Source organism: Pseudomonas sp. NY15354 (genome assembly GCF_048068075.1).
Lineage (GTDB): Bacteria > Pseudomonadota > Gammaproteobacteria > Pseudomonadales > Pseudomonadaceae > Aquipseudomonas > Aquipseudomonas guariconensis_C.
The window spans coordinates 252,553-276,217 of the sequence record NZ_JBLUPV010000002.1 but is presented as its reverse complement, the minus strand read 5'-3'; the positions used below and the strand labels follow the sequence as shown (position 1 = coordinate 276,217).

Below are 23,665 nucleotides of genomic sequence, written 5' to 3'. Positions count from 1 at the left end.
TGCGAAACGAGGCAAATCGGAGTTTAGAGGAACAACCCAGGGCCGGGTCGAGTTCCTTCGGGGAATCTGACGCCCACTTTCTGGATCTTGTTCCCGTCCATGGTCGCCACTGTCCAGATCGTGCTGTTCCATTCGACCTGGTCGCCCACTACTGGAGCGCCTCCGACCTTCTGTCGGATGAACTGCGCCAGCGGCATTTTCGCGTCCAGTCCGTCGAGTTTCAGGCCATACAGGGCGGCCACTGCGCCGAGCTCGGCATCGCCTTCGAGGACGAAATCGCCGAAGAAACGCAAATCCAGCCCGCGTTGCGGCGCCTGGCTGAACAGCTTGCCCAGAGCCGGCAGGTTATGTTCGTGACCGATCACGCACAGCATGTCGCCGACTTCCAGTACGGTGCTGCCGGAGGGGTGCAGCAGTTGCTCGCCACGGAACAGCGCGGCGATCCGGGTGCCTTCAGGCATCTTCAGCTCGCGCAGGGCGGCGCCGATGCACCATTTTTCAGCACCCAGGCGATAGACGAACAGCTCCCACTCGCTGGTGATGTGCACCTCCAGGGCCGAGCGGGAAATCGGGGCCGGGTCCGGCGGTACGGTGACTTTCAGCAGTTTGGCCATCCACGGCAGGCTGGTGCCTTGCACCAGCAGCGACACCAAGACGATGAAGAACGCCAGGTTGAAGAACAGCTGGGCGTCCGGTAGCCCCGCCATCAGCGGGAACACGGCAAGAATGATCGGTACCGCGCCGCGCAGACCGACCCAACTGATGAAGGCTTTCTCGCGGCCATGGAAAGCCTTGAATGGCAGCAGGCTGGCCACTACCGACAGCGGGCGCGCGAACAGGATCATCCACAGCGCCAGGCCCAAGGCGGGCAAGGCGATCGGCAGCAGGTCGTGCGGGGTGACCAACAGGCCCAGCACCAGGAACATGCCGATCTGCGCCAGCCATGCCATGCCGTCGAGCATGTGCAGGATGCCGTGGCGGCTGCGGATCGGCCGGTTGCCCAGCACCAGGCCGCACAGGTAGACCGCCAGGAACCCGCTGCCGTGCAAGGCGTTGGTCAGCGAGAACACCACCAGCCCACCGGCGATGACCAGGATCGGATACAAACCGCCAGCCAGGTTGATGCGATTGACCAGTTGCAGTATCAGCCAGCCGCCGCCCAGGCCCAGCAGGCTGCCGATGCCGAACTCGCGCACCAGGTGGGTCAGCAGGCTCCAGTGCAGGCCGGTCTGGCCGCTGGCGATCATGTCGATGAGGGTGACGGTGAGGAACACCGCCATGGGGTCGTTGCTGCCCGACTCGATCTCGAGCGTCGCGGTGACCCGCTCGTTCAGGCCTTTGCCCCCGAGCAGGGAGAACACCGCCGCAGCGTCGGTGGAGCCGACGATGGCGCCGATCAACAGGCCCTGGATGAGGCTCAGGTCGAACAGCCAAGCGGCGATCATGCCGGTCAGCCCGGTGGTGATCAGCACGCCCACCGTGGCCAGCGACAACGCAGGCCACAGCGCCACGCGAAAGCTCGCCACCCGCGTGCGCAGGCCGCCGTCGAGCAGGATCACGGCCAGGGCCAGGTTGCCCACCAGGTAGGCGGTCGGGTAGTTGTTGAAGATGATGCCGCCACCATCGACCCCGGCGACCATGCCGACGGCGAGGATGATGACCAGGATAGGGATGCCCAGGCGCGATGACAGCGAGCTGACCAAGATACTTGCCCCGACCAGCAGTGCGCCGATCAGGAACAGGCTGTTGATGGTGCTCGCATCCAAAGGCAGTACTCCGGTACATCGCGGGGAAAAAGGACTTGTTAGCGTTGACTAGCAGGTCGCATGCCAATCGATTCTAACCTGATGAATTGGCAGCCTGTAAAGCGTTTCTGAAAATGAAAAAGGCACCCCGGAGGGTGCCTTTTTCGGTGTTGCCAGTACTGGCGCTATCGCGGGGCAAGCCCGCTCCTACAGGACTTCACAGCATTCGAAACTGTGGTGCACCTGTGGGAGCGGGCTTGCCCGCGAAGCGGCCAGTGCAGGTTTCAACCCTGCTTGACCTCACGCATCGCCTTGCCTTTGACCGGTGCGCCATTGGCCACGTAGTACTTGGCGGTGCTGCGCGGCAGCGGCTTGCGGCCACGGATCTTGTCCGAGATTTTCTCGGCGATCATGATCGTGGTGGCGTTGAGGTTGCCGGTAATGATGATCGGCATGATCGACGCGTCGACCACACGCAGGCCCTGCATGCCGTGGACGCGGCCTTCATTGTCGACGACGGCCATGTCGTCGGTGCCCATCTTGCACGAGCAGGATGGGTGGAAGGCGGTTTCGGCGTGCTCGCGGATGAACTTGTCCAGTTCCTCGTCGGTCTGCACGTGCGCGCCCGGGCTGATCTCGCGACCACGGTACGGGTCCAGCGCCGGCTGGGCCATGATTTCGCGGGTCAGGCGGATGCCGTCGCGGAATTCCTGCCAGTCCTGCTCGGTGGCCATGTAGTTGAACAGGATGCTTGGGTGCTGGCGCGGATCCTTGGACTTCAGCTTGATACGGCCGCGGCTTGGCGAGCGCATCGAACCCATGTGGGCCTGGAAGCCGTGTTCCTTCACGCCGTTGGAGCCGTTGTAGTTGATGGCAACCGGCAGGAAGTGGTACTGGATGTTCGGCCACTCGAACTCAGGACGGGTGCGGATGAAACCGCCTGCCTCGAACTGGTTGCTCGCACCGATACCGGTCCCTTTGAACATCCACTCGGCGCCAATGGCCGGCTGGTTCCACCACAGCAGCGATGGGTACAGCGAAACCGGCTGGGTGCACGCGTATTGCAGGTACAGTTCCAGGTGGTCTTGCAGGTTCTCGCCAACGCCCGGCAGGTCGTGGACGACCGGGATGTCCAGGCTTTCGAGCAGCGCGCGCGGGCCGACGCCGGAGCGTTGCAGCAGTTGCGGCGAGGCGATGGCGCCGGAGCTGACGATGACTTCCTTGCGGGCGCGTGCTTCGACGCGCTCTTCGCTGTCACCGACCAGGTAGGTCACACCAACGGCGCGCTTGCCGTCGAACAGCACACGGTCTGTCAGGGCGTGGGTGACGATGGTCAGGTTCGGACGCTTCTTGGCCTGATCCAGGTAGCCGCGGGCGGTGCTGGAGCGGCGACCTTGCTTGGTCACGGTACGGTCCATCGGACCGAAGCCTTCCTGCTGGTAGCCGTTGAGGTCTTCGGTGCGAGGGTAGCCGGCCTGCACGCCGGCTTCGACCATGGCGTGGAACAGCGGGTTGTTGCCGGCTTTAGGCGTGGTCACGCTGACCGGGCCTTCGCCGCCGTGATAGTCGTTCGGGCCGATGTCGCGGGTTTCGGCCTTGCGGAAATACGGCAGGCAGTCCAGATAGGTCCAGTCTTCCAGGCCTGGCAGTTTCGCCCAGCCGTCGAAGTCCATGGCGTTGCCGCGGATGTAGCACATGCCGTTGATCAGCGAAGAGCCGCCCAGGCCCTTGCCACGGCCACATTCCATGCGGCGGCCGTCCATGTGCGGCTCAGGATCGGTCTCGTAGGCCCAGTTGTAGCGGCGACCCTGCAGCGGGAAGGCCAGGGCGGCAGGCATCTGGGTGCGGAAGTCGAAGCGGTAGTCCGGGCCGCCGGCTTCGAGCAGCAGGACGGTGACGCCGGCGTCTTCGGTCAGGCGGGTGGCCAGGGTGTTACCGGCCGAACCGGCACCGACGATGATGTAGTCGAATTCTTGGGACATTGGGAAGTACCCTCGTTTGGCAGTGTCCAGGGAGCGGGAACGCCCGCGCCTTACGGCACGGGCGTGACTACGAGCGGTGCTTAGAACACCGAGTTGTAGCCGCCCAGCTCGACCTGGACCGACTTGATGCGAGTGTACTGGGCCAGCGAGCTGACGCCGTTTTCACGGCCGACGCCCGACTGCTTGTAGCCACCGACCGGCATTTCGGCCGGGGACTCGCCCCAGGCATTGATCCAGCAGATACCGGCTTCGAGCTTGTGGATGATGCGGTGAGCGCGGCTGATGTCGTTGGTGCAGACACCGGCGGCCAGGCCGTATTCGGTGTCGTTGGCACGGCGGATGACTTCTTCTTCGGTTTCGTAGGTCAGGATGCTCATGACCGGGCCGAAGATCTCTTCCTTGACGATGGTCATGTCGTCGGTGCAGTCGGTGAAGACGGTCGGGGCAACGAAGGCGCCCTTGGCGAAGTCACCGGCCATCAGACGCTCGCCGCCGCACAGGACGCGGGCACCTTCTTCCTTGCCCTTGGCGATGTAGCCCAGGACGCTTTCCATGTGCGCGAAGCTGACCAGCGGACCGAAGTTGGTGTTCTCGTCTTCTGGGTTGCCGGCACGGATGCGGGCGACGCGCTCGGCGATCTTGGCTTCGAAGGCTGCTTTCATCGACGACGGGATGAACACGCGGGTGCCGTTGGTGCAGACCTGACCGGAGCTGTAGAAGTTGGCCATCATGGCGATGTCGGCGGCCTTGTCCAGGTCGGCGTCGTCGCAGATGATCAGCGGCGACTTGCCGCCCAGTTCCATGGTGACTTCCTTGAGCGTGGAGCTCGAGGCGCTGGCCATGACCTTCTTGCCGGTGGTGGTACCGCCGGTGAAGGAGACTTTCTCGATGCGCGGGTGCTCGGTCAGCCAGGTGCCGACTTCGCGGCCGCTGCCGGTCAGGACGTTGAACACGCCATCCGGCAGGCCGGCTTCGGTGTAGATCTCGGCCAGCTTCAGGGTGGTCAGCGAGGTGACTTCCGAAGGCTTGAAGATCATGGCGTTGCCAGCGGCCAGGGCCGGGGCGGATTTCCACAGGGCGATCTGGATCGGGTAGTTCCAGGCACCGATACCGGCAGTCACGCCCAGGGGCTCGCGGCGGGTGTAGACGAAGGAGCTTTCACGCAGCGGGATTTGCTCGCCTTCGATGGCCGGCACCAGGCCTGCGTAGTACTCCAGCACGTCGGCGCCGGTGACGATGTCGACGTAGCGGGTTTCGGAGTAGGACTTGCCGGTGTCCAGGGTTTCCAGCATGGCCAGTTCGTCGTTGCGCTCGCGCAGGATATCGACGGCGCGGCGCAGGATGCGCGAACGCTGCATGGCGGTCATCGCGGCCCAGACTTTCTGGCCACGTTCGGCGCTCTCGACGGCGCGCTCGACGTCAGCCTGGGTGGCACGTTGCACGTGGGCGAGGACTTCGCCGGTGGCCGGGTTGATGGCTTCGAAAGTGGCGTCGGTGCTAGCGTCGACGTAACCACCATCAATGTAGAGTTTTTGCGTTCCGAAACGGGCCATAGTGTCCTCGCAAGTGCAGTGTGTGGTTGGCTACCGCGTCACGCTCCTGCCTGGTTGGCAATCGCCGCGCGCGGTTGTTCAGAGGCCTGGTCGGTAGTGTCCAGACTCTGCTGTTTAGCCAGTTGTAGATCCATGTATTCGTATGCAATCCGTATTGCCTGGTCGGTGTCGAATGCATCACCGGACAGCGCGCCACGCAGCCACAGGCCATCGATCAGGGCCGCCAGCCCGCGGGCTGCCTTGCGCGCATGATAGAGCGGCAGGACGCGGCGGAACTGGCAGCACAGGTTGGAATACAAGCGGTGGTCGTTGATCCGCTGCAACCTGTGCAGGTCTGGCTGGTGCATGCTGGAGGCCCAGAAGGCCAACCAGGTTTTCATTGCCGGGCCGTTCACCTGGCTCGCATCGAAGTTGCCCTCGATGATCACTTTCAGGTGGGCGCGCGGGCTGTCGTCCGTCAGCGCCTGGCGACGCGCCGCAACGCCTTCGTTGAGCATGCTCATGATGTAACCCATCGTCGCTGCGATCAGGCCGTTCTTGTCCCGAAAGTAGTGACTGATGATGCCGTTCGACACACCGGCCAAACGGGCAATCAGCGCAATGCTGGCATCTCCCAGTCCCACCTGATCGACTGCCTGTAACGTGGCTTCGATCAACTGCTGGCGGCGGATGGGTTGCATACCGACCTTGGGCATGTTGCATATCTCCTCAGGCCTGCGAGCAGACGACGAGCGGCTGCCTCGGCGAAGGCCAGTCTATTTTGTTTTGATTGAACGTTCAATCAATAAAGAATAAGCTCTGCGACAATTTGTGCCATTGACAGTTTTTCAGCTGATCGAGAAGGCACGGATTGACACCCCAGGAAATCGCGTAACCCCCGGAATACAAGGCGTTGACGGGCAAGAGCGATGCGAAATGCAGATTCCGCCGAGCGGTCATGGGCCGCGAGGGCAGCCACTGGAGCGGGCTTGGATCTGTTTTTTTGCAACGATTCGATTCGGGATCGCGATCTCCTAGGTGCTTTTATAACACCTGATGCTGTGGGGCTATTGCACCATTTGCTCGGGAAGACTGATTAGCCTCCACTCCCGCACTGCCCGGAGCATTCGTGCAATGAGTTCTGCCTCCCTAACCAACCCTCCCGCCGAGCGGGTACGGGTCAACCGCGTTGTGTTCTACACCTCCGCGCTGCTGGTCCTCGTGTTGACCGCCCTGCTTATCGCTGTCCCTGAAACCGCCGGCAAAGTGCTGAGCGTGGCCCAGGCCTGGCTGACCCGTACCTTCGGTTGGTACTACATGCTGGTGATCTGCGGATACCTGCTGTTCGTCGTCTACCTGGCCTTCTCCGACTACGGCAAGCTCAAGCTTGGCGGCAAGGACGACCAGCCCGATTTCAGCTACGGCGCCTGGGCCGGCATGCTGTTCTCCTCCGGTATCGGTATCTCGCTGCTGTACTTCGGTGCCTCCGAGCCGCTGGACCACTATTTCAACCCGCCTGAAGGTGCCGCCGCGAGCCATGAAGCCGCGCGCCAGGCACTGCAGCTGACCTTCCTGCACTGGGGTTTGCATGGCTGGGCGATCTACGCCCTGGTCGGTCTTGCCGTGGGTTACTTCGCCTACCGCCACAACCAGCCGCTGGCCCTGCGTTCGGCCTTGTATCCGTTGGTCGGTGAGCGCTGGGTCAAAGGCGCAGCCGGCAACGCAGTGGACATCTTCGGCATGTTCGTCACCCTGCTGGGCCTGGTGACCAACCTGGGTATCGGTTCGATGCAGGTGGCGTCGGGTCTGGAGTACCTGTTCGGCATCGACCACAGCAAGACCAACCTGCTGGCGGTGATCCTGGTCATGGCTGGCGTTGCGACCGTGGCTGCGGTGTCGGGTGTGGAAAACGGCATCCGTCGTCTGTCCAACCTGAACATCATGCTGTTCAGTGGCCTGTTGATCTTCGTCCTGCTGGGCGGCAACACCCTGCACCTGCTCAATGGCTTCGTGCAGAACATCGGTGACTACCTCAACGGCATCGTGCTCAAGACGTTCGACCTGTACGTCTATGAAGGCGACGGCGCCAAGTCCGAGCGCTGGCTGGGTCTGTGGACCGTGTTCTACTGGGCCTGGTGGATCTCCTGGGGCCCATTCGTAGGTATGTTCATCGCCCGTATCTCCAAGGGGCGTACCGTGCGCCAGCTGGTCAGCGGCGTGCTGCTGATCCCGCTGGGCTTCACCTTGGCCTGGCTGTCGATCTTCGGCAACACCGCGCTGGACCTGGTGGTCAACCAGGGCGCCGTGGAGCTGGGCAAGACCGCGTTGGAACAGCCGTCGATGTCGATCTACCAGCTGCTGGAGTTCTTCCCGGCAGCCAAGATCGTCATTGGTGTGGCGGTGTTCGTTGGCTTCGTGCTGTTCCTCACCCCGGCCGACTCCGGCGCGGTGATGATGGCCAACCTGTCGTGCAAAGGCGGCAAGGTGGACGAAGACGCCCCGCACTGGATGGTGGTGTTCTGGTCCGTCGTCATCACCCTGGTGACCATCGGCCTGCTGTTCGCCGGTAACTTCGAAGCCATGCAGACCATGGTGGTGCTGGCCGGCCTGCCGTTCTCGGTGGTGCTGGTGCTGTTCATGTTCGGCCTGTACAAGGCCATGAAGCAGGATGTCGTGGTCGAGCAGGAGCGTGCCGAACTGGCCGCCCGTGGCCGTCGAGGCTTCAGCGAGCGTCTGAGCCAGATGGACCTGCAGCCGAACCAGGCCGTGGTCCAGCGCTTCATGGACAAGTATGTCAGCCCTGCACTCAAGGAAGCCGCTGCGCAGATGCGTACCCAAGGCTTCGAAGTCGAGGCGCGTGCCGGCCATTCCCGCTCCTTGATGGGCCTGCGCGTGATGATGGAAGAGGGCAATCCCTTCGTCTACGAAGTGAGCCTGGACGGTTACCAGGCCGCGCCGAACGAGGCGGCGGCAGAAGGCGAGACGGAAGTGCGCCAGCGCTTCTACCGCGCTGAGGTCTACCTGCATGATGGCAGCCAGGAGTACGACCTGATGGGCTTCACGCCGGAGCAGATCGTGCGCGACGTGCTGGATCAGTTCGAAAGCCATCGCCAGTTGCTGGGGCGTGTCTATAGCTGATAGCGCCTGAGCTTGTCACGACAAAGGCCCGACTCGCGAGAGTCGGGCCTTTGTCGTTTCAGGGGGCTTGCAGGCGCAGCAGGTCTTCGCGCGGTGCCGAATGGTGCTTGGCGATGTCCTCGGCCTTGGTGCAGAGCTTGAGGGGCAGGTCCTGCCATCGGAACTCATGACTGGCATGGCGAAGCATTTCGTAGCCAGTCGGCGCGTTGCAGTCGAGGGCCTTGGGCGGGCCGTACTTGATGCGGTAGCACTGAAGGTCCGGCGGGGCGATCCGCCAGGTGACCTTCATGTCGCCATTGTCGAGGCGTTCGATGGTCATGTCCGGGTCGGGCACGGGCGCCGGGGAGAGCAGCCGGGCGACCGGCCAGTCCTGCACTCCAGAAGCCGAGCTGGCTGAGGCGGGTGGCGCAAGGCAGGCGAATGCCAGCGTGAGGCAGATCGAATGTCGTTCGAGCATGGTGACCCTCCTTGTTCTATGTCGGAGGGTCACTGTGAGCGCTGAAAGAGGGCGCGGCGCGGTACATCTTTAGTGAAGCCTGGTGCGTTCAGCGGTTGCTGTAGCGGCCATGCTTGCCATGGGCGGGCATGGCCTGATTGCTTCGTTGCGCGATCATCTGGTGAAGGCCGATCAGCTCGATACCCTGCTGCCTGAGGCGGGGAAGCTCGCGCTCCAGCACATCCAGGGTCTGAGGGTAGGGGTGGCCGATGAGCACCGCCGAACCTTGCCTGCGGGCCAGGGTCACGCCCAACTGCAACTGTGCGGTGATGGCTTCGGTGGTGCGGGTATCGTCCAGGAAGACATCCCGCGAGACATGCGCCAGCCCCTGTTCCTGGGCCTTGGCCGCAGCCACGGTGGCGGCACTGGTGCGGCTGTCGACGAAGAACAGGTGGCGCCGTTGCAGTTCCCCCATCAGCCAGGCCATGGGCGCGGCCTGGGAGGTCATGCGGCTGCCCATATGGTTGTTGATGCCGGCGGCGTAGGGCACTTTGGCCAAGGCGGCATCCAGGCGTCGGGCGAGCTCTTCGATAGGGGTGCCTGGGTGCCAGGCGTATGGGCCAGTGGCAGGGTCCATGGGCATGTGCAGGATGACGGTGCGCCCGGCCTTGTGGGCCTGGCGGGCGAAGTCGGTGGCGTGCGGCGTGTCGGGCATGATCGCCATCGTGACCGGGCCTGGCAGGGCGAGGGTGCGGCTGTCGCGTTCGCTGCTCTGGCCCAGGTCGTCGATGATGATGCTCATGTAGGCCTTGGCCGGCGCCGCTTGGGCGGCGCCGGCCAACAGGCAGAACAACGTCAACAGCAGGTAACGCATGAGACGGGTCAGTCGCCCTTGGTGATATTCAGGCCTTTGAGCAGGCTCAGGGCCTGGCTGAGCTGGAAGTCACCATCCTGAGGCCGCTCCTTGCGCTTGCTGCTGCCGGTCGGTCGGTCGGCGCCGCCGTTGCCGTTGCCCAGGTGGCCTTGCAGATCGGCTTCCTTGAAGTTGTCGGTGTCCGCTTCGGCGGTGAGCTTGGCCGGGCGCACCTCGATGTCCGGCACGATGCCCTGGGCCTGGATCGAACGGCCGTTGGGGGTGAAGTACAGCGCGGTGGTGAGCTTGAGCGCGCGGTCGTTGTTCAGCGGCAGCACGGTCTGTACCGAGCCTTTGCCGAAGCTGTCGGTGCCCATCAGCACCGCGCGTTTCTGGTCCTGCAGGGCGCCGGCGACGATCTCCGAGGCCGAGGCACTGCCGCCGTTGATCAGCACGACCAGTGGCACGCCTTCGCTGGCGTCGGCCCGGTCGGCGGAGAAGCGCAGTTCGGAGTTGGCGATGCGGCCCTTGGTGTAGACGATCAGGCCCTTGGTGAGGAAATGGTCGGCCACTTCCACTGCCGATTGCAGCACGCCGCCGGGGTTGTTGCGCAGGTCCAGGACCACGCCGCGCAGCTTCTTGCCGTTGTCCTTGCGCAGCTTGGCCAGTGCCTTGCCGACTTCTTCGCCGGTCTTGACCTGGAACTGGGTGATACGGATGTAGCCGTAATCGTTCTCCAGCAGCTGGCTCTTGACGCTCTTGACCTGGATCACCGCGCGGGCGAGGGTCACGTCGAAGGGCGTGCCGCCGTCGCGGACCAAGGTCAGGGTGATCTTTTCGCCCACTTTGCCGCGCATCTTGTCCACGGCTTCGGTCATGGTCTGGCCGCGGGTCGGGGCGCCGTTGATCTTGACGATCAGGTCGCCCGCCTCGATGCCGGCGCGCGAGGCGGGGGTGTCGTCGATCGGCGAGACCACCTTGACGAAGCCGTCCTCCATGCCCACCTCGATGCCCAGGCCGCCGAACTCGCCGCTGGTGCTTTCCTGCAACTCCTGGAAGTCCTCTGGGCCCAGGTAGGCCGAATGAGGGTCCAGGTTGCTGAGCATGCCCTTGATGGCGTTTTCCAGCAGGGTCTTGTCGTCCACCGGCTCGACGTAGGCGGCCTTGATGCGATCAAGGACCTCGGCGAAGGTGCGCAGCTCATCCAGCGGCAGCGGGGCTTTGGCTGTCACCTCGGTGGCCGGTACCGCGGCACGGCTGGCGGGCGCGGCCGGCTCGGCGGCAGAAACCAGAGGCGCGCCGACCACCAGGGCGATGGTCAGGGCCAGCTGGGTGAGGCGAGACGAGTGCAGCATGTCGAACGAACTCCTGATCCTGTTGGCGCTCCCTCAAGGGAGCATCGGCGCAGCTGTGGCTATGCCGTAAATAAGGTGACTAACCGCGGCACCACTGCGAAGGATCGGTGGGGCGACCCTGTTGGCGAATGGCGAAATACAGGCCCGAGCTGTCCTGGCCACCGCTGTCGCCAACGGTGGAGATGGCTTCGCCGGCCTTGACGATGTCGCCGGCGCGCTTGAGCAGGCTCTGGTTGTGGCCGTACAGGCTCAGGTAACCATTACCATGGTCGAGAATGACCAGAAGTCCAGCGCCACGCAACCAGTCGGCGAACACCACACGCCCGCCGTGTACGGCGCGTACCTGGGTGCCCGGATTGGCGCCGATCATCACGCCATCCCACTTGGCTCGGGCATCGCCACCGCGTGCATCGCCGAAGCGTGCCAGCAATCGACCATTGACCGGCCATGGAAGTTTTCCGCGTGCGGCAGAAAATGCACCGCCATAGTTCGCGCCATCACTGGAAACGATGGGGCCGAGGGTGGTGCGGGCTTTTTTCGGGGCTTCTTCTTCGTTGGCGGCGAGGGCCTGCTGCTGGCGGCGCTTTTCTTCGGCTTGCTGCTGGGCCAGCAGGGCTTTCTTGCGGGCCTCTTCGGCTTCGCGGGCCTGACGGGCCAGGGTTTCCTCGATGGTCTTGAGAACCTTGGTCAGGTCGGCCTGATCCTGCTGGCGAGTCTGCAGTTTCTGGTCGCGGGCCTGCATGTCGGTGTTGAGCTTGGCCAGGACTTGCCGGCGCTCGTTGCGCACGGTCTCGAGCTCTTGGCGGCGGCTGTCGAGGTTGCCGCGCTGGGCCAGCAGCTGTGCCTGCTGGCGGCTGATGTCTTGCTCGACGTTGGCCAGCTGGCGCAGGGTCTCGTTGAAGGCGCGCAGTTGTTCCAGGCGGGCCTTGCTCAGGTAGTCGTAATAGGTGAGGGTGCGGGCGAATTTCTCGGGGTTCTGCTGGTTGAGCAGCAACTTGAGGTATTCCTCACGACCGCTCTGGTAGGCGGAGCGGGCCTGGATGGCGATCAGTCGCTGTTGTTCAACGCGGGCGCTCTGGAGTTTTTTTTTCTCGGTATCAAGGCGCTCCAGCTCGCCCTCGGTCTTTTTTAGTTCCTGTTGCAGAGCCTCCACCTGCTTTTCGAGGTCGCCGATTTCGGTCTCGGTGGACTTGAGGTCCTTCTGCACGCCGGACTTTTCCTCCTGGAGCTTGCCCAGCATCTTCTTCAGCTCGGCGATGTCCTGGCGGGTGGCGTCCAGTTGTTGCTGGGTCTGCGCGCGCTCGTCGGCGAAGGCCGGGGTGAGCAGGCAGGACAGGGCGAGTAGGATCAGGGCGCGAAGCATGGGGTTGGGCGTACCAGGGATGGAGACTGGCCTAGTATGCCCGCCTGGGCCTGCAAAAAAAACGCCTCGCGGCATCTGCGGCGAGGCGTTTGTCTGGAAACTGCGTATTGGGGGCTGGTTTGCCACCCGATCGCGACACAAGGCCGCGCGCAGCTTAGGCGTCGATCAGGATCGAGGTGCCAGTCATCTCGGCAGGTTGCGCCAGGCCCAGCAGCTTGAGCATGGTCGGCGCCACGTCCGCCAGCACGCCGCCTTCGCGGACTTTGACGTTACGCTTGCCGACATAGATGAACGGCACAGGCTCGGTGGTATGGGCGGTGTGCGCCTGGCCGGTGCAGGCGTCTTCCATCTGCTCGACATTGCCGTGGTCGGCGGTGATCAGCGCTTCGCCGCCGACCTTCTCCAGTGCCTGGACGATACGTCCGACGCAGCCGTCCAGCGCCTCGACCGCCTTGACCGCGGCGTCGAATACACCGGTGTGACCGACCATGTCGCCGTTGGCATAGTTGACCACGATCACGTCGTAGCGCTGCTGCTCGATGGCCTCGACGATGCGGTCGGTAACTTCCGGGGCGCTCATTTCCGGCTGCAGGTCGTAGGTGGCGACCTTCGGCGACGGGATCAGGATGCGCTCCTCGCCCTCGAACGGCTCTTCGCGCCCGCCCGAGAAGAAGAAGGTGACGTGGGCGTACTTCTCGGTCTCGGCGATGCGCAGCTGGGTCTTGCCGTTCTTGGCCAGGTACTCGCCGAGCACGTTGTCCAGAGTGGCCGGCGCGAAGGCGGCCGGGGCCGGGATCTTGGCCGAGTACTGGGTCAGGCCGATGTAGGCGGCGAACTTGGGCAGGCGTGCGCGCGCGAACTCGTTGAAGTCGGCCTCGACGAACGCGCGGGACAGCTCGCGGGCGCGGTCGGCACGGAAGTTCATGAAGATGACGGCATCGCCGTCCTCGACCTTGACCGCTTCGCCGATGCGGGTGGCCTTGACGAACTCGTCGCTCTCGTCGCGGGCATAGGCCGCTTCCAGGCCGGCCAGGGCCGACGGCGCGGTGTACTCGGCGACGCTGTCGACGATCAGGTTGTAGGCGGCGCTGACACGGTCCCAGCGGTTGTCGCGGTCCATGGCGTAGTAGCGGCCGATCAGGCTGGCGATGCGGCCCTTGCCCAGCTTGGCGAAGGTGGCATCGAGCAGCTCGATGGACGACTGCGCGCTGCGTGGTGGGGTGTCGCGACCATCGAGGAAGGCGTGCAGGTAGATCTTGTCGGCGCCACGCTGCGCGGCCAGTTCGGCCATCGCAATGAGGTGGTCCTGATGGCTGTGTACGCCACCGTCGGAAAGCAGGCCGAGGATGTGCACGGCCTTGCCGGCGCCCGCGGCTTTGTCCACCGCGCCGGTGAGCACGGGATTGCTGAAGAACTCGCCATCGCGGATGGCCTTGGTGACCCGGGTGAAGTCCTGATACACCACGCGCCCGGCGCCGAGGTTCATGTGACCGACCTCGGAGTTGCCCATCTGTCCATCGGGCAGGCCGACATCCATGCCGGAACCGGAGATCAGCCCGTTGGGCTGGCTGGCGCGCAGGTGATCGTAGACCGGGGTGTTGGCGGCGAAGATGGCGTTGTATTCGGGGCTTTCGCTATGCCCGAAACCATCGAGGATAATCAGGACCAAGGGTTTTGGCGTGTTCGTCATCAATCCTACTCACGGTTGCAAGATGATAAAGACACGCATTTTAGGGCAAATCGGCCAGCGACGGCCAATTTCCTCCAAATGAACGGGCAATGCCCGACAGGCTGTCGATACGGGCGATTTTCCAGCGGGGCCGCCGGGCTTTGGCGGGCCTGGGGGGCTGTGTATACTGGCCGGCATTTTCAATCGCGTGGAACACCCTCAGATGGTTGCTAACCTGATTCAATTTGCGACAAACCACTACATCCTGGTGGCGATCTTCGTTGTTCTGCTGGTCCTGCTGCTCATCAACGAAATCCGCCGTGGCGGTCAAAGCCTGAGCAACGGCCAGTTGACCGCGCTGGTCAACGCCGAGAAAGGCGTGGTGATCGACATCCGCCCGAGCAAGGAATACGCGTCGGGCCACATCGTCGGCGCCCTGAACATTCCGCAGGACAAACTGGTCAACCGCATGGCCGAGCTGGACAAGCACAAGGGCAAGACCCTGATCGTGGTGGACAGCATGGGCCAGCAGTCCGGCACCATCTGCCGCGAGCTGCTCAAGGCTGGTTACACTGCCGCCAAGCTCAGCGGTGGCGTTTCCAGCTGGAAAGCCGATAACCTGCCCCTGGTGAAGTGATCATGAAGCCTGTCATCGTCTATTCCAGCGACTATTGCCCTTACTGCATGCGTGCCAAGTACCTGCTCGAGAGCAAGGGTGTGGCCTTCGAGGAAATCAAGGTCGACGGCAAGCCGCAGGTGCGCGCCGAGATGAGCCAGAAGGCGGGTCGCACCTCGGTACCGCAGATCTGGATCGGCACCACCCACGTTGGCGGATGCGATGACCTCTACGCACTGGAGCGGGCGGGCAAACTCGATGCCCTGCTCGAGGCCTGAATCACAGCTCTTACATAACCATTAGGAAAAGATCTGCCATGACTGACCAGCAGAACAACGGCGCCGCCGACGACAACTCCCCGCAATTCTCCCTGCAGCGCATCTACGTGCGTGACCTGTCCTTCGAAGCGCCGAAGAGCCCGCAGATCTTCCGTCAGCAGTGGGAACCAAGCGTTTCGCTGGACCTGAACACCCGCCAGAAAGCCTTGGAAAGCGATTTCCACGAAGTGGTGCTGACCCTGTCGGTGACCGTCAAGAACGGTGAAGAAGTGGCCTTCATCGCTGAAGTGCAGCAGGCCGGTATCTTCCTGATCAAGAACCTCGACGCGGCGTCCATGAGCCATACCCTCGGTGCGTTCTGCCCGAACATCCTGTTCCCGTATGCTCGCGAGACCCTGGACAGCCTGGTGACCCGTGGTTCGTTCCCGGCGCTGATGCTTTCCCCGGTCAACTTCGACGCGCTGTACGCGCAAGAAATGCAGCGCATGCAGGAAGCCGGCGAAGCGCCGACCATGCAGTGATCGCTGCAAAAAGCAAAAGGGCGACTTCGGTCGCCCTTTTTATTTGCCTGTGTGGCCTCGTTCGTGCGGGCTGGCAAGGCATCAACTGCCGGCAAACCCTTGCTGGCGCCAGGCCTCATAGACCGTCACCGCCACGGTGTTGGACAGGTTCAGGCTGCGGCAGCCTGGTCGCATGGGCAGGCGCAGGCGTTGCTGCGCGGGCAGGCTGTCCAGCACCTCGGCTGGCAGGCCCCGGCTTTCGGGCCCGAACAGGAAGGCGTCGCCCGGCTGGTAGTCGACTTCATGGAAGGCGTGCGAGCCCTTGGTGGTAAAGGCGAACAGGCGCGGTTGGCCGAGACTCTCCAGGCAATCGGCCAGGCTCTGGTAGCGCTTGAGCGTGGCATACTCGTGGTAATCCAGCCCTGCCCGGCGCAAGCGCTTGTCGTCCAGCTCGAAGCCCAATGGCTCGATCAGGTGCAGGTCGCAGCCGCTGTTGGCGCAGAGGCGGATAATGTTGCCGGTATTCGGTGGAATCTCTGGTTGAAAGAGGATGACGTGAAACATGCACGGCTCCAGGCATGAAGATGACGAGCATTCTACCCTCGAACCCGACCTGCGTTCGAAAGCTTGGCCGCGTGTGCTGTTGTCCCTGGCGATCGTCGGCATGATGGTGGGGTTGATGATCGGCCGCCTGACCGCGCCCGAGGAGCGGGTGCTGGAGCAGGTGGAGGTGGTACAGGACGGTCTGGACCTGTGGTTCAACGAGGAGCCCAAACTGCATGGTGAAACGGTGCAGGGCACCGTTGCCGTGGTGTTCCAGGCCGAGGGCAAGGCCCAGCGTGGCCAGTTGCAGGTGCAAGGCAAGCCGGCCGGCTGGCGTCTGCAGAACAGCGAAGAAGGCCTGTTGCTGACCGTGATCGCCGCGCGTCCCTTGCAAGGTGAGTGGAGCGGGGCGCAGGACGCTGGGCGCTGGCGTGTGCAGGTAAGGCTGCACGAATAAAAGAGGGGATGTCCCGGCCTGCCTGTACCGGGGTCCCCGAAACTGGTGATATCTGTCTTATTGCAGATGGCGTGCCAGTTTCTAGACACCCGGAAATACTGGGTTTAGCGCGGTCGGGGTCAGTTCTACGGCTGTCTTGTGCCTTTGGGCGGTGCGCTTGGCACTGGATCGGTGCAAGCCTTGTGAATGCCATCGCGGGACAAGCCCGTTCCTACAGGGTCGGCGTGCTCAATTGCGGTAGGAGCGGGCTTGTCCCGCGATGGCGGCAGTCAGGGCGACGAGGATCAATGATCGTCGCCATCGTCCTCATCCCCGCCATCGACCCTCATCCCCAGCTCCTTGATCTTGCGCGTCAGGGTATTGCGTCCCCAGCCCAGCAGCACGGCGGCATCGCGTCGGCGACCTGCGGTGTGCTTGAGGGCAGTCTCGATCATGATGCGCTCGAAGCTGGGCACGGCGCTGTCGAGCAGGTTCGATTGGCCGCGGGCCAAGGCTTGGTCGGCCCACTGGCGCAGGGCTTGCTCCCAGTTGGTGACCGGTGCCGAGTCCTGCGGCAGGTTGAGCAGTTCCGGTGGCAGGTCGCCGATCAGCACCTCGCGGCTGGAGGCCATCACGGTGATCCAGCGGCAGGTGTTCTCCAACTGACGCACGTTGCCCGGCCACGGCAGATTGCGCATGAACTCTTCGGTTTCCGGCTTTAGCAGCTTGGGCTCGACGGCCAGTTCCTTGGCGGCGCGGCCAAGGAAGTGCCGCGCCAGGGCAGGGATGTCCTCACGGCGATCGGCCAGGCGCGGAATATGGATGCGGATCACGTTCAAGCGGTGGAACAAGTCTTCACGAAACTTGCCGGCCTGCACCAGCGACTCCAGGTTCTGGTGGGTGGCGGCGATGATGCGCACGTCCACCTTGACCGGCACGTGGCCGCCCACCCGGTAGAACTCGCCGTCGGCCAGGACCCGCAGCAGGCGGGTCTGGGTGTCGGCGGGCATGTCGCCGATCTCGTCGAGAAACAGCGTGCCGCCGTCGGCCTGCTCGAAGCGGCCGCGGCGCAGGTTGGCGGCCCCGGTGAAAGCGCCTTTCTCGTGACCGAACAGCTCGGATTCCATCAGGTCCTTGGGAATCGCCGCCATGTTCAGGGCAATGAACGGTGACGCTGCTCGTGGGCTGTGGCGGTGCAGGGCATGGGCCACCAACTCCTTGCCGGTACCGGACTCACCGTTGATCAGCACGGTGATGTTGGAGTGGCTGAGCCGGCCGATCGCGCGGAACACCTCCTGCATCGCTGGCGCCTCGCCGATGATTTCCGGGGTGCGGGCCAGGCTCGCCGGCACGTCGAGCGCTTGTTGCTCCTGGGCGTGCTGATTGGCGCGTTTGACCAGCGACACCGCATCGTCCACGTCGAACGGCTTGGGCAGGTATTCGAAGGCGCCGCCCTGGTAGGAGGCCACGGCACTGTCCAGGTCGGAGTGGGCGGTCATGATGATGACTGGCAGGCGCGGGTGCTGTTCGCGGATTTGCGCCAGCAGGTCCAGGCCGCTGGTGCCGGGCATGCGGATGTCGGAGATGATCACGTCCGGTTGCTGGCGGGCCAGGCGGCCCATGACGCCGTCGGCGCTGTCGAAGCTTTGGGTGGTCATGCCTTCCTGTTGCAGGGCTTTTTCCAGGACCCAGCGGATGGAGCGATCATCATCGACGATCCAGACGGTTTCACTTCGGCTCATGAGGCGGTGGCTCCTTGTTCCAAGGGCAGGTAGATCGAGAAGGTGGTGTGGCCGGGGTGGCTGTCACATTCGATCAGGCCTTGGTGCTGGCTGATGATGTTCTGAGTGATGGCCAGGCCCAGCCCGGTGCCGTCTGGGCGGCCGCTGACCATGGGATAGAAGAGGGTGTCCTGCAGTTGTGCGGGGATACCAGGGCCGTTGTCGGTGATCTCGACCCGGGCCACCAGGCGATGGCGCACATGGCCAATGGTGAACTGGCGCACCGCGCGGCTGCGCAGGGTGATGCGGCCCAGGCGCAGGTCGTTCTGCCCGGCGATCGCCTGCATGGCGTTGCGCACGATGTTGAGGACCGCCTGGATCATCTGCTCGCGATCGATCAGCACGTCCGGCAGGCTCGGGTCGTAGTCGCGCACCAGCGTGACGCCGCCCTGGCTTTCGGCTTCCACCAGGCTGCAGACCCGCTCCAGCACTTCGTGGATATTGGTCATGGCCAGCGATGGCAGCTTGTTCGAACCGAGCATGCGGTCGACGAGGTTTCGCAGGCGGTCGGCCTCCTCGATGATCACATTGGTGTAGTCCCGCAGCTCCTCATGAGGCAGCTCCCGTGCCAGCAGTTGCGCAGCGCCACGGATACCGCCCAAGGGGTTCTTGATTTCGTGGGCCAGGCCGCGCACCAGCAGCTTGGTGGTTTCCTGCTTGCTCAGCTGGGCTTCTTCCTTGGTGATGCGCAGCAGGCGGTCTCGGGGGTGTACCTCCAGCAGCAGCAAGGTTTGGCCTTGGTGCAGGATCGGCGTCACGGCATAGTCCACGGTGATGCTCTGGCCGGTCAGCGAGGTCAACTGCGCTTCGCGTTTGGTGAACGGGTGCGCCTGCTCCACCGCCAGACGCAGGGAATTGAGCGCTTCGGCCGACTCGGTGAACAACTCGCTGATGAACTGCCCGTGGCTGCGCTGACCACTGACCGCCAATAGCATCTCCGCGGCAGGGTTCATGTATTCAAGGCGCAGCTCGGCGTTGAGCAGCAACGTGGCGGTGGTCAGGTTGTCCAGAAGCAGACGGTGCTGTGCGTCGCTGATGGTCATAAGGCGTCGTTGACCTCTTTTGGCACATGGGGCGTCTCAGGGGCTATTGCTGGGCACGCCTGAAACGCTTGATGCTGGAAAAATGCAAGAAACAAACCAAGGCTCCGAAAAGAAGCGGATTTTCCCGAAAAAGGTCTGGAATCGAGCAGATTCCGAATAGAAAACCCTGATTCAGCGGTGCTTGTGACCTTTATTGGTGTGTAAGGTCAGGCGTCGCTCCGCGCGATGCACCAATATAGAGCATAGGTCCTTACAGCCCCGCGCACAGCTGGGTGGTGGCGCGAACCAAGGCCAGGTGGCGCTTGGCATCGGGGGCGCGCTGGGCGAGGGCGTCGGCCAACTGCTGGGAGCACTGCGGGGAGCGCTTGCGATCGAACTGGGCGAGGTCGAGCAGCAGCAGGTTTTGCAGTTGATCCAATTGTGGCCTTATCTGTGTGGCCAGGTCGCGACGTGGCGTATCAGGCGCTTGGCGTTGCCGGTGCCAGTCATTCAAGAAGTGGTATTGCAGCAGCTTGTTGGCCTCGATCTGGTCGGCGAAGAATGCTTCGGCGCGTGCGGCGTCAAGCCCATAGTCGGCCGCGCTCTGGCGAACACGTGTCAGCACCTCGCGCTCGCGCTGGGGTGCCTGTACCGACTGGTGTGTATCCCACTTGTGCAGGGCCACGGCTTCGGCGATGTCGAGCCGCTGTTCGATGCCATCGAGCAGGCGGGTGAGCGGGGATACCGCCGTGTTGGGGGTTGCGCACCCAGCCAGGCATAGGCCCAGGGCGGTGACAAGTGTCAGGGGGTTCAGGCGCATGATCGTCTCCATGAAATGAGACTCGAGTGTGGCCAATGCGAAACGAGCAGACAGGTAGGGCGCGCCTGAAATCACTGTGCGTAAAAACAGAAACGGCCTCATGACGAGGCCGTTTCTATTGATGAGTCCGGCGCTAGGCGCCGATCAGATCAGCAGCTGTAGTACAGCTCGTATTCCAGCGGGTGAACGAAGGTACGGACTTTGATCTCTTCTTCGCTCTTCAGCTCGATGAAGGCATCGATGAAGTCGTCGGAGAACACGCCGCCCTTGGTCAGGAACGCACGGCCTTTGTCCAGCTCTTCCAGGGCTTCCTTCAGGCTACCGCAAACCTGTGGGATGTCCTTGGCCTCTTCAGGCGGCAGGTCGTACAGGTTCTTGTCGGCAGCATCGCCTGGGTGGATCTTGTTCTGGATACCGTCCAGGCCCGCCATCAGCAGGGCTGCGAAGGCCAGGTACGGGTTGGCCGATGGATCCGGGAAGCGTGCTTCGATACGGCGGGCTTTCGGGCTACCGACGTAAGGAATACGGATCGAGGCGGAACGGTTGCGAGCCGAGTAGGCCAGCATGACCGGGGCTTCGAAGCCCGGGACCAGACGCTTGTAGGAGTTGGTCGACGGGTTGGTGAAGCCGTTCAGGGCCTTACCGTGCTTGATGATACCGCCGATGAAGTACAGGGCGGTGTCGGACAGGCCGGCATAGCCTTCGCCGGAGAAGGTGTTCTTGCCGTCTTTCCAGATCGACATGTGCACGTGCATGCCCGAGCCGTTGTCGCCGTACAGTGGCTTCGGCATGAAGGTGGCGGTACGGCCGTAGGCGTCGGCAACGTTGTGCACGACGTATTTCAGGGCCTGTACTTCGTCAGCCTTCTTCACCAGGGTGTTGAACTTGACGCCGATTTCGTTCTGGCCGGCAGTCGCCACTTCGTGGTGGTGAACTTCGACGGTCTGACCCATTTCCTCCAGTGCGTTGCACATGGCGGTACGGATTTCGTGGTCGTGGTCGAACGGCGGAACCGGGAAGTAGCCGCCTTTCACGCCTGGACGGTGGCCTTTGTTGCCGCCTTCCACGTCAGCGTCGGTCATCCACGAGCCTTGCTCGGAGAAGATCTTGAACATCGAGCCGGAGATGTCCGACTTGAACTTCACTTCGTCGAAGATGAAGAACTCTGGCTCAGGGCCAGCGAATACGGTGTCACCGATGCCGGTGCTCTTGAGGTACTCTTCGGCGCGCTTGGCGATCGCACGTGGGTCGCGATCGTAGCCCTGCATGCTCGATGGGTCGACGATGTCGCAGGTGATGATCAGGGTCGGCTCTTCGGTGAACGGGTCCAGGACCGCGGTGTCGTCGACCGGCATCAGGATCATGTCGGAGGCTTCGATACCTTTCCAGCCAGCGATGGAGGAACCGTCGAACATCTTGCCGACTTCGAAGAAGTCGTCTTCCAGCGCATCACGCGACGGCATGGTCACGTGGTGCTGAACGCCTTTGGTGTCCGTGAAACGCAGATCAATCCACTTGACGTCATGATCTTTGATGAGTTGAACCGACTTCGACATAGTGTCCTCCGGATGGTCTAGGGCGCGGTGGGCCGCTGCCCTGGAAAAAGGGTGTCGCTGGGCGCGGATAGTCGGCCAAGCTTGCCTGCCTCACAAGAGAGCAAATTGCATGCCAGTGCCCGAAAATGGCGAGGGCGGGACAAAAGGGGGCGGTTACGTGCAATTCAGGGATGAGGCAAGGCGAAAAATGCACTCTTGAGAGGCATGATTTTAGGTGTGCGCACCAAATTAGTGCGAGGCATGAGTGTCGTGATTTCCTTGAGGCGCTTTTCGTGGATGAGCCCCTCCTGCAGGGATCGCGCAACGCTGAAAATATGTGCTGACCCCTGTGGAAGCGGGTTTACCCGCGAAAGGGCCGGTGCAGGCAGCGCAAAACGCGCCTTCGGCATTTATCTCAAAGCTTCTGATCAAAAGTTGCTCAAAGCTTGAGCAATTTCCGCTATAATTCGCGCCCCTCATTTTCGGCAGGCCCTGTGCGCGCTGTTAAACCAATGAAACTTATCGTCAAAGTCTTCCCAGAGATCACCATCAAGAGCCGGCCGGTGCGCAAGCGTTTCATTCGCCAGCTCGGCAAGAACATCCGCGTCGTGCTCAAGGATCTGGATCCTGAGCTCGCGGTCGATGGCGTCTGGGACAATCTCGAGGTGGTCACCCGCGTCGAGGACGAGAAGATCCAGCGCGAGATGATCGAGCGCCTGACCTGCACGCCGGGTATCACCCATTTCCTGCAGGTCGAGGAGTATCCGCTGGGCGACTTCGACGACATCGTCGCCAAGTGCAAGCACCACTTCGGCCACCTGCTGGCCGGCAAGCGCTTCGCCGTACGTTGCAAGCGCGGCGGCCACCATGACTTCACCTCGATGGACGTCGACCGTTACGTCGGCAGCCAGCTGCGCCAGCAGTGCGGCGCCACCGGTATCGACCTCAAGACCCCGGAAGTCCTGGTGCGCATCGAGATCCGCGACCAGCGCCTGTATGTCATCCATAACCAGCACCAAGGCATCGGCGGTTACCCGCTGGGTGCCCTGGAGCAGACCCTGGTGCTGATGTCCGGTGGCTTCGACTCCACCGTGGCGGCCTACCAGATGATGCGCCGTGGCCTGATGACCCACTTCTGCTTCTTCAACCTCGGCGGCCGTGCCCACGAGCTGGGCGTGATGGAAGTTGCCCACTACCTGTGGAAGAAGTTCGGCAGCAGCCAGCGCGTGCTGTTCATCAGCGTGCCGTTCGAGGAAGTGGTCGGCGAGATCCTGAACAAGGTCGACAACAGCTACATGGGCGTGACCCTCAAGCGCATGATGCTGCGCGCCGCTGCGCGCATGGCCGACCGCCTGGAGATCGAGGCGCTGGTCACCGGCGAGGCGATCTCCCAGGTGTCCAGCCAGACCCTGCCGAACCTGTCGATCATCGATTCGGCCACCGACAAGCTCGTGCTGCGCCCGCTGCTGGCCAGCCACAAGCAGGACATCATCGACACCGCCTATCAGATCGGCACCGCCGAGTTCGCCAAGCACATGCCTGAATACTGCGGCGTGATCTCGGTGAACCCGACCACCCATGCCAAGCGCCACCGCATGGAGCACGAAGAGAAGCAGTTCGACATGGCGGTGCTTGAGCGTGCCCTGGAGCGCGCCAAGTTCATCTCGATCGACCACGTCATCGACGAGCTGGGCAAGGACATCGAAATCGAGGAAGTGGCCCAAGCCCTGCCCGGCCAGATCGTCCTCGACATTCGTCACCCCGATGCCCAGGAAGACGAACCCCTGGTGATCGATGGCGTCGAAGTCCAGGCCATGCCGTTCTACGCGATCAACAGCAAGTTCAAGCATCTGGATGCCAGCCGCCAGTACCTGCTGTATTGCGACAAGGGTGTGATGAGCCGTTTGCACGCACACCACCTGCTCAGTGAGGGACATGCCAATGTGCGTGTTTATCGTCCGACATAAGACGCCAGGGCTGTATGGCGGCAGCATCCGCCATCGCCCTCCCGACCCTCGGGCCCGCTGAGCCGCAAACCGTACATATTCGCCGCCTACACTG

The 23,665-nt window shown here is 63.0% G+C and carries 20 protein-coding genes; 6 read left to right on the top strand and 14 right to left on the bottom strand.

The genetic code is table 11. The features are described 5' to 3' along the window. Positions 1 to 23: 23 nt before the first annotated feature. The 4 genes from ACNFCH_RS03145 to betI form a co-directional block, all read right to left on the bottom strand. Positions 24 to 1,766, bottom strand: a complete 1,743-nt coding sequence (locus ACNFCH_RS03145) for a potassium/proton antiporter (RefSeq protein ID WP_416742212.1) — start codon at positions 1,764 to 1,766, stop codon at positions 24 to 26. A 263-nt stretch (positions 1,767 to 2,029) separates the two neighbouring features. Beyond that, positions 2,030 to 3,727, bottom strand: a complete 1,698-nt coding sequence (gene betA / locus ACNFCH_RS03140) for a choline dehydrogenase (RefSeq protein WP_337156827.1) — start codon at positions 3,725 to 3,727, stop codon at positions 2,030 to 2,032. Positions 3,728 to 3,807: 80 nt separating this feature from the next. Further along, entirely contained in the window at positions 3,808 to 5,280 is a 1,473-nt protein-coding gene (gene betB / locus ACNFCH_RS03135) for a betaine-aldehyde dehydrogenase (RefSeq protein ID WP_337156825.1), read from the bottom strand. A gap of 38 nt (positions 5,281 to 5,318) precedes the next feature. Further along, positions 5,319 to 5,975 carry a transcriptional regulator BetI gene (betI, locus tag ACNFCH_RS03130; protein ID WP_070571690.1) on the bottom strand — a complete coding sequence of 219 codons (657 nt, stop codon included), beginning with the start codon at positions 5,973 to 5,975 and terminating at the stop codon, positions 5,319 to 5,321. 418 nt (positions 5,976 to 6,393) lie between these two features. Between betI and ACNFCH_RS03125 the strand changes: the two genes are divergently transcribed. Continuing rightward, positions 6,394 to 8,397, top strand: a complete 2,004-nt coding sequence (locus ACNFCH_RS03125) for a BCCT family transporter (protein WP_416742210.1) — start codon at positions 6,394 to 6,396, stop codon at positions 8,395 to 8,397. A gap of 58 nt (positions 8,398 to 8,455) precedes the next feature. On the opposite strand, the gene ACNFCH_RS03120 is transcribed toward ACNFCH_RS03125, so the two are convergent. The 5 genes from ACNFCH_RS03120 to gpmI all read right to left on the bottom strand — a co-directional run bounded on the left by ACNFCH_RS03120 (position 8,456) and on the right by gpmI (position 14,094). Continuing rightward, positions 8,456 to 8,854, bottom strand: coding sequence for a hypothetical protein (locus tag ACNFCH_RS03120; RefSeq protein ID WP_337156822.1), 399 nt, complete (start codon positions 8,852 to 8,854; stop codon positions 8,456 to 8,458). 88 nt (positions 8,855 to 8,942) lie between these two features. Beyond that, on the bottom strand, positions 8,943 to 9,707 hold the full coding sequence (locus tag ACNFCH_RS03115) for a divergent polysaccharide deacetylase family protein (RefSeq protein ID WP_337156821.1): 765 nt from the start codon (positions 9,705 to 9,707) through the stop codon (positions 8,943 to 8,945). 8 nt (positions 9,708 to 9,715) lie between these two features. Further along, positions 9,716 to 11,041, bottom strand: coding sequence for a S41 family peptidase (locus ACNFCH_RS03110; RefSeq protein WP_196162449.1), 1,326 nt, complete (start codon positions 11,039 to 11,041; stop codon positions 9,716 to 9,718). Positions 11,042 to 11,120: 79 nt separating this feature from the next. Continuing rightward, positions 11,121 to 12,404, bottom strand: a complete 1,284-nt coding sequence (locus ACNFCH_RS03105; protein WP_337156820.1) for a murein hydrolase activator EnvC — start codon at positions 12,402 to 12,404, stop codon at positions 11,121 to 11,123. A gap of 154 nt (positions 12,405 to 12,558) precedes the next feature. Beyond that, on the bottom strand, positions 12,559 to 14,094 hold the full coding sequence (gene gpmI / locus ACNFCH_RS03100) for a 2,3-bisphosphoglycerate-independent phosphoglycerate mutase (RefSeq protein ID WP_337156818.1): 1,536 nt from the start codon (positions 14,092 to 14,094) through the stop codon (positions 12,559 to 12,561). 202 nt (positions 14,095 to 14,296) lie between these two features. On the opposite strand from gpmI, the gene ACNFCH_RS03095 reads away from it, so the two are divergent. The 3 genes from ACNFCH_RS03095 to secB are packed head-to-tail and all read left to right on the top strand — an operon-like array spanning position 14,297 to position 15,488. Continuing rightward, a complete protein-coding gene (locus ACNFCH_RS03095) occupies positions 14,297 to 14,710 on the top strand; it encodes a rhodanese-like domain-containing protein (RefSeq protein WP_070091916.1) in 414 nt (137 codons plus the stop codon). Between the two features lie 2 nt (positions 14,711 to 14,712). Beyond that, positions 14,713 to 14,967, top strand: a complete 255-nt coding sequence (gene grxC, locus ACNFCH_RS03090) for a glutaredoxin 3 (RefSeq protein WP_043212544.1) — start codon at positions 14,713 to 14,715, stop codon at positions 14,965 to 14,967. Positions 14,968 to 15,005: 38 nt separating this feature from the next. Then, positions 15,006 to 15,488 carry a protein-export chaperone SecB gene (gene secB / locus ACNFCH_RS03085; protein WP_043212546.1) on the top strand — a complete coding sequence of 161 codons (483 nt, stop codon included), beginning with the start codon at positions 15,006 to 15,008 and terminating at the stop codon, positions 15,486 to 15,488. Positions 15,489 to 15,569: 81 nt separating this feature from the next. Here the strand turns inward: secB and trmL are convergent, their stop codons facing one another. Beyond that, positions 15,570 to 16,031: a tRNA (uridine(34)/cytosine(34)/5-carboxymethylaminomethyluridine(34)-2'-O)-methyltransferase TrmL gene (trmL, locus tag ACNFCH_RS03080; protein ID WP_070090616.1), complete on the bottom strand. Its 462-nt coding sequence runs from the start codon at positions 16,029 to 16,031 to the stop codon at positions 15,570 to 15,572. Here trmL and ACNFCH_RS03075 point away from each other — a divergent pair. Next, a complete protein-coding gene (locus ACNFCH_RS03075; RefSeq protein ID WP_416742209.1) occupies positions 16,030 to 16,467 on the top strand; it encodes a hypothetical protein in 438 nt (145 codons plus the stop codon). The genes trmL and ACNFCH_RS03075 overlap by 2 nt on opposite strands. A 284-nt stretch (positions 16,468 to 16,751) precedes the next feature. On the opposite strand, the gene ntrC is transcribed toward ACNFCH_RS03075, so the two are convergent. The 4 genes from ntrC to glnA all read right to left on the bottom strand — a co-directional run bounded on the left by ntrC (position 16,752) and on the right by glnA (position 21,625). Further along, positions 16,752 to 18,188 carry a nitrogen regulation protein NR(I) gene (gene ntrC / locus ACNFCH_RS03070; protein WP_337156816.1) on the bottom strand — a complete coding sequence of 479 codons (1,437 nt, stop codon included), beginning with the start codon at positions 18,186 to 18,188 and terminating at the stop codon, positions 16,752 to 16,754. Continuing rightward, positions 18,185 to 19,270, bottom strand: coding sequence for a nitrogen regulation protein NR(II) (glnL, locus tag ACNFCH_RS03065; protein ID WP_337156815.1), 1,086 nt, complete (start codon positions 19,268 to 19,270; stop codon positions 18,185 to 18,187). The genes ntrC and glnL overlap by 4 nt, the downstream gene beginning before the upstream one ends. A 250-nt stretch (positions 19,271 to 19,520) precedes the next feature. Then, positions 19,521 to 20,069: a chorismate mutase gene (locus ACNFCH_RS03060; RefSeq protein ID WP_416742208.1), complete on the bottom strand. Its 549-nt coding sequence runs from the start codon at positions 20,067 to 20,069 to the stop codon at positions 19,521 to 19,523. Between the two features lie 149 nt (positions 20,070 to 20,218). Further along, entirely contained in the window at positions 20,219 to 21,625 is a 1,407-nt protein-coding gene (gene glnA / locus ACNFCH_RS03055) for a type I glutamate--ammonia ligase (protein ID WP_196162457.1), read from the bottom strand. A 491-nt stretch (positions 21,626 to 22,116) separates the two neighbouring features. Here glnA and thiI point away from each other — a divergent pair, with 491 nt between their 5' ends. Beyond that, positions 22,117 to 23,571, top strand: coding sequence for a tRNA uracil 4-sulfurtransferase ThiI (gene thiI / locus ACNFCH_RS03050; protein WP_337156813.1), 1,455 nt, complete (start codon positions 22,117 to 22,119; stop codon positions 23,569 to 23,571). The last annotated feature ends 94 nt before the right edge of the window (positions 23,572 to 23,665 follow it).

Bases quoted from the DNA above. Each gene is read 5' to 3' on its own strand.
- betA (WP_337156827.1), bottom strand. From the start codon at position 3,727: ATGTCCCAAGAATTCGACTACATCATCGTCGGTGCCGGTTCGGCCGGT.
- betB (WP_337156825.1), bottom strand. From the start codon at position 5,280: ATGGCCCGTTTCGGAACGCAAAAACTCTACATTGATGGTGGTTACGTC.
- betI (WP_070571690.1), bottom strand. From the start codon at position 5,975: ATGCCCAAGGTCGGTATGCAACCCATCCGCCGCCAGCAGTTGATCGAA.
- ACNFCH_RS03125 (WP_416742210.1), top strand. From the start codon at position 6,394: ATGAGTTCTGCCTCCCTAACCAACCCTCCCGCCGAGCGGGTACGGGTC.
- ACNFCH_RS03120 (WP_337156822.1), bottom strand. From the start codon at position 8,854: ATGCTCGAACGACATTCGATCTGCCTCACGCTGGCATTCGCCTGCCTT.
- ACNFCH_RS03115 (WP_337156821.1), bottom strand. From the start codon at position 9,707: ATGCGTTACCTGCTGTTGACGTTGTTCTGCCTGTTGGCCGGCGCCGCC.
- ACNFCH_RS03110 (WP_196162449.1), bottom strand. From the start codon at position 11,041: ATGCTGCACTCGTCTCGCCTCACCCAGCTGGCCCTGACCATCGCCCTG.
- ACNFCH_RS03105 (WP_337156820.1), bottom strand. From the start codon at position 12,404: ATGCTTCGCGCCCTGATCCTACTCGCCCTGTCCTGCCTGCTCACCCCG.
- gpmI (WP_337156818.1), bottom strand. From the start codon at position 14,094: ATGACGAACACGCCAAAACCCTTGGTCCTGATTATCCTCGATGGTTTC.
- ACNFCH_RS03095 (WP_070091916.1), top strand. From the start codon at position 14,297: ATGGTTGCTAACCTGATTCAATTTGCGACAAACCACTACATCCTGGTG.
- grxC (WP_043212544.1), top strand. From the start codon at position 14,713: ATGAAGCCTGTCATCGTCTATTCCAGCGACTATTGCCCTTACTGCATG.
- secB (WP_043212546.1), top strand. From the start codon at position 15,006: ATGACTGACCAGCAGAACAACGGCGCCGCCGACGACAACTCCCCGCAA.
- ACNFCH_RS03075 (WP_416742209.1), top strand. From the start codon at position 16,030: ATGCACGGCTCCAGGCATGAAGATGACGAGCATTCTACCCTCGAACCC.
- trmL (WP_070090616.1), bottom strand. From the start codon at position 16,031: ATGTTTCACGTCATCCTCTTTCAACCAGAGATTCCACCGAATACCGGC.
- ntrC (WP_337156816.1), bottom strand. From the start codon at position 18,188: ATGAGCCGAAGTGAAACCGTCTGGATCGTCGATGATGATCGCTCCATC.
- glnL (WP_337156815.1), bottom strand. From the start codon at position 19,270: ATGACCATCAGCGACGCACAGCACCGTCTGCTTCTGGACAACCTGACC.
- ACNFCH_RS03060 (WP_416742208.1), bottom strand. From the start codon at position 20,069: ATGCGCCTGAACCCCCTGACACTTGTCACCGCCCTGGGCCTATGCCTG.
- glnA (WP_196162457.1), bottom strand. From the start codon at position 21,625: ATGTCGAAGTCGGTTCAACTCATCAAAGATCATGACGTCAAGTGGATT.
- thiI (WP_337156813.1), top strand. From the start codon at position 22,117: ATGAAACTTATCGTCAAAGTCTTCCCAGAGATCACCATCAAGAGCCGG.